Genomic DNA, 3,811 nt, shown 5'->3' with positions numbered 1-3,811 from the left:
GCGAATGAACCGGTTGCGCAGCTCAAGCTGGTCAGCAAGTCGCCGGATTTCCTCCATCGCCCGCTTGAGGGCCAACTGGGTCTCGACGCGGGCGAGAACCACGGGAAAATCGAGGGGTTTCGTCACATAGTCATTCGCCCCGAGTTGCAAGGCGTCCACAATGTCACTGCTCTGATCTTTCGCCGTCGCCATGATGACGGGGAGATCTGACACCGAATAGCGCTGGCGGAGGATCTTGAGGACTTCCAGGCCGCTCATCCCAGGCATCATGATGTCGAGGAGCACCAGGTCGAATGGCTGCGCGTCACATATCTCCAATGCCTGATGCCCGTCTTCGGCGACGGCGACGGTGTAGCCTCGCCGCGTCAGACGCCGGGACAGCATGTCACGGTTGTCCGGGTTGTCGTCAACGACGAGCAAGGAGCCCTGGGCGGTGGTCATGATGTGGCCTCCTTGCCCAAGAAAGCCTCAATCTTTTCGATCAGCCGTGAGAATTCAATCGGCTTGGTGTCGTAGTCGTCACATCCTGCATCGATCGCTTTTTCCCGGTCGCCCATCATCGCATGGGCTGTGAGCGCGATAATGGGGATGGCCTGGGTCTCGGGCGCCGCTTTGAGATGCCGTGTCGCTTCCCAGCCATTCAGCACGGGTAAATCCATGTCCATCAGAATGAGGTCAGGAATTTCCGATTGGGCCATGGCCACGCCCTGTCCGCCATCCAGCGCGATCACCACCTCGTAGCCGCGCCGCGTGAGACGCCGGGACAACATGTCTCTATTCTCTTCATTATCCTCAACGAGCAGAATCTTCGCCATGCGGGACCTTCACTTATTCCCGGTTGCTGGGTCGCACGCAGGCCGCCACCAGGTCGCGGATCTTGCGCAGTAGCTCCTCCTGGCTGTACGCCCCCTTTTGGAGGATCTGTGTCACGGAGCCACTCAGCACCAGGCGGTCCTCTGGGGTGAGATTCTTGGCGGTCACCACGACAACGGGGATTGATCGCCATCCTTCCTGTTTGCGAACCTCTTCCAGGAACTGGAACCCGTCCATCTCAGGCATTATCAGGTCCAGGAGAATCAATTCCGGTCGGTTCTCGGCCATGCGCTCCAACGCCACGCGCCCATTTTCGGCTTCGGCCACCGCCCAGCCCTCTTTTTCCAGCCTGCGGCGCAGCAACTTGCGAATCTCTGCATCATCCTCAACGACCAGCACCGGGCAAGGCGGGTGTGCGCACTTGTACTTCTGCAGAATGACGGCCAGGCGCTTCCACTCGATGGGCTTGGTCAGGTAGTCTGCCGCCCCCAGCGTGTAGCCCATCTGTTTCTCGTCCATGATCGTGATCATAATGACCGGGATGTCGGTCAGCTCGGGATCGGACTTGAGCGCCGAAAGCACGGCCCAGCCATCCATGCCTGGCATTAGCACATCCAGGGTGATCATGGTAGGGCGCACGGTCTTGGCGAGCCGCAGGCCCTCCTCACCATCCATGGCGGCCACCATGTGCAGCCCTTCCTTCCTGAGGAAGCGCTGCATGAGGTCGTGTACCCTGGGGTCATCGTCGATGACGAGCACGGTGGGCGCGCCTTCCGGCGTCGGCACGGCAGTGGCTGGGATTTCCTCCACACGAGGAACCAGTGCGGCCTCGGGGTCAACTACCTTGGCGGGGAGCAAGATGGTAAAGGTGGACCCCTGGCCCGGCGCGCTCTCGACCGTGATGTCCCCCCCCATCATCTGACAGAATTTCTGGCTGATCGTCAGCCCGAGGCCTGTGCCGCCATATTTTCGGGTCGTCGAAGCTTCCGCTTGCGTAAATGCCTCGAACAGCTTCCCCATCTGTTCCGGCGTCATGCCGATGCCGGTGTCACTCACACGGAACTTGATCCAGGCCGTGCCGTCCACCATCTCACGGTTGGCCCCCAGGGTGAGGGTCCCCCGCTCCGTGAATTTGCAGGCGTTGCTGAGTAGGTTGAACAGCGCTTGTCGGACCTTGGTCAGGTCGGCCCGCATGGTGCCAAGATCGTCGGCGCAGTGCACCTTAAGCGTATTGGCGTCCTTCTCCACCAGTGGGGTGATGGTGGCCACGACGTCCTGGATCATCGGGGCGATGTCAAAGGTCTCCAGGTAGAGGCCCATCTTGCCGGCTTCGATTTTCGAGAGGTCGAGGATATCGTTGATGAGCCCTAGTAGGTGTCTGCCTGCTCCGTGAATCTTCTGGAGGTCCGGGATAAAGTGCACCTGCCCCAGATCCTCGGCCTCCTCTTGCAACATCTCACTGTAACCGATGATGGCGTTGAGCGGCGTGCGCAGCTCGTGACTCATGTTGGCCAAGAAGTCGCTCTTGACCCGGGTGGCCTCTTCGGCGGCTTCCTTTGCCTTTTGTAGCTCGGCTTCGGCCAGCTTGCGGTTTGTGATGTCCGCCCAGGAACCGACGATCTCCAATGGACGACCTGCCTCGTCGTGGATGACCTTGAAGGTATCCTGAATCCAGATATAGTGCCCCTGCCGGTGGCGGAAACGGTATTCGATCGTCCCTCCCCCCTGGCCGATCAGCTGATGGATGTCGGCAAACACCCGCGAGGCATCCTCTGGATGGAGATGGCTGGCCCAAAAGTTCGGGTCATCGAGCATCTCACGCGGGGTATGTGCCATGATCGATTGGAGATTCTCGCTGACGAACGTACACGTAAAATCTCCCGAGGCCTGATTGGTGTATATGATCGCCGGACTGATGGCGAACAGGTATTGTAACCGCTCACGGGCCTCTTGGAGTTCCGTCACTATCGTCTTTTTTTCATCTTTCATGTCAGCTTCCTCAAGTCGGCAACAATCATGTTAGTCTACCTCATTTTACAAAACAGAACGCCCTCTAGGCCGTGCTCCGCCCGCGAAGGCGCTGCAATGCTTGTGCCGGAGGTAGCTTCGGGGCTATGGTCAACCTCGGTTTTATACTTTCAATGGCTGCTGGCAACCGTAGGGAGATTAACTATCCATGACCGGTGCATGGGTTGTCAAGGGTTGGACCCGACTTGCAGACGGGGAAGCGCGATCCCCCGACCATTTTCGCTTTGGGCGCACCACAAACTCAATCACTTTCCTTACCTGCCGGCTCAGACGACATTCCCCGGTTGCGTGCAGTGTTTCCAGGAGAAGACTGGGTTAAGAGCTTAAGAGACGATGCAAAAACGTCTCAACTTCTGGCGGCATTGAGGTGAAACGCACAGAAAAAATCGTGGGACTCTCCGATGGCTGTTCCACGACCTTGCCGTACAGTGCTCCAGGGATCTCTTCGCCATTGTCGGCAATGAGATGCATCTTGAGGTTGGTCAAGGGGGCGACGGGATGTTCCAACCGTGCCTCGGCTCCCTTGGCTGACAGCTTGACGAAACTTCCCGTGAACATGACGCCACTCAGATGGTCCCCTTCGACCACGGTATAGCGGAGCGGGATCTCCTGAGGCAGGGGAATGAGCGCATCTTTTGTCTCCGGCAGAGAGAGCTTGTGTGTCCCGCCAATGCCTCGGACCTCGCTGAGGGGATGGGCTGTTCGAATCCCTTTGCTTTGATCTCCATCTGCTTTCCAACCCTGAGGATTGACCTCACTTCTTTTCGTGTCGGTTCGGAGATCAGGATCTGGCCTCCTATGGTGTAGGACTGGATGCGAGAGGTGAGGCTGACATGACTCCCCACCACCCCGTACTTCATGCGTTCGGGCGAGCCGATATTCCCCACCACCACTTGGCCCGTGTGCACCCCGATGCCCATTTCCACCTCGGGCAGGCCTTCCTGTCTATTCTCTTCATTGACCGCGGCCA

5 protein-coding genes are annotated in these 3,811 nt (G+C 58.6%); all 5 read right to left on the bottom strand.

Features of this window, described 5'->3' with window-relative positions; all coding sequences use genetic code 11:
* A partial coding sequence (locus O6929_11785) for a response regulator (GenBank protein ID MCZ6481068.1) occupies positions 1–441 on the bottom strand: 441 nt, incomplete at its 3' end.
* A complete protein-coding gene (locus O6929_11780; protein MCZ6481067.1) occupies positions 438–815 on the bottom strand; it encodes a response regulator in 378 nt (125 codons plus the stop codon). The genes O6929_11780 and O6929_11785, both read right to left, overlap by 4 nt.
* Before the next feature lie 13 nt (positions 816–828).
* Entirely contained in the window at positions 829–2,802 is a 1,974-nt protein-coding gene (locus O6929_11775; protein MCZ6481066.1) for a response regulator, read from the bottom strand.
* A 354-nt stretch (positions 2,803–3,156) separates the two neighbouring features.
* Positions 3,157–3,399, bottom strand: coding sequence for a PilZ domain-containing protein (locus tag O6929_11770; protein MCZ6481065.1), 243 nt, complete (start codon positions 3,397–3,399; stop codon positions 3,157–3,159).
* Positions 3,400–3,407: 8 nt separating this feature from the next.
* A partial coding sequence (locus O6929_11765; GenBank protein ID MCZ6481064.1) for an adenylate/guanylate cyclase domain-containing protein occupies positions 3,408–3,811 on the bottom strand: 404 nt, incomplete at its 5' end.

This window comes from Candidatus Methylomirabilota bacterium, from assembly GCA_027293415.1.
GTDB lineage: Bacteria > Methylomirabilota > Methylomirabilia > Methylomirabilales > CSP1-5 > CSP1-5.
This window is presented reverse-complemented; position numbering and strand designations above follow the sequence as displayed.

Bases quoted from the DNA above. Each gene is read 5' to 3' on its own strand.
- O6929_11780 (MCZ6481067.1), bottom strand. From the start codon at position 815: ATGGCGAAGATTCTGCTCGTTGAGGATAATGAAGAGAATAGAGACATG.
- O6929_11775 (MCZ6481066.1), bottom strand. From the start codon at position 2,802: ATGAAAGATGAAAAAAAGACGATAGTGACGGAACTCCAAGAGGCCCGT.
- O6929_11770 (MCZ6481065.1), bottom strand. From the start codon at position 3,399: ATGTTCACGGGAAGTTTCGTCAAGCTGTCAGCCAAGGGAGCCGAGGCA.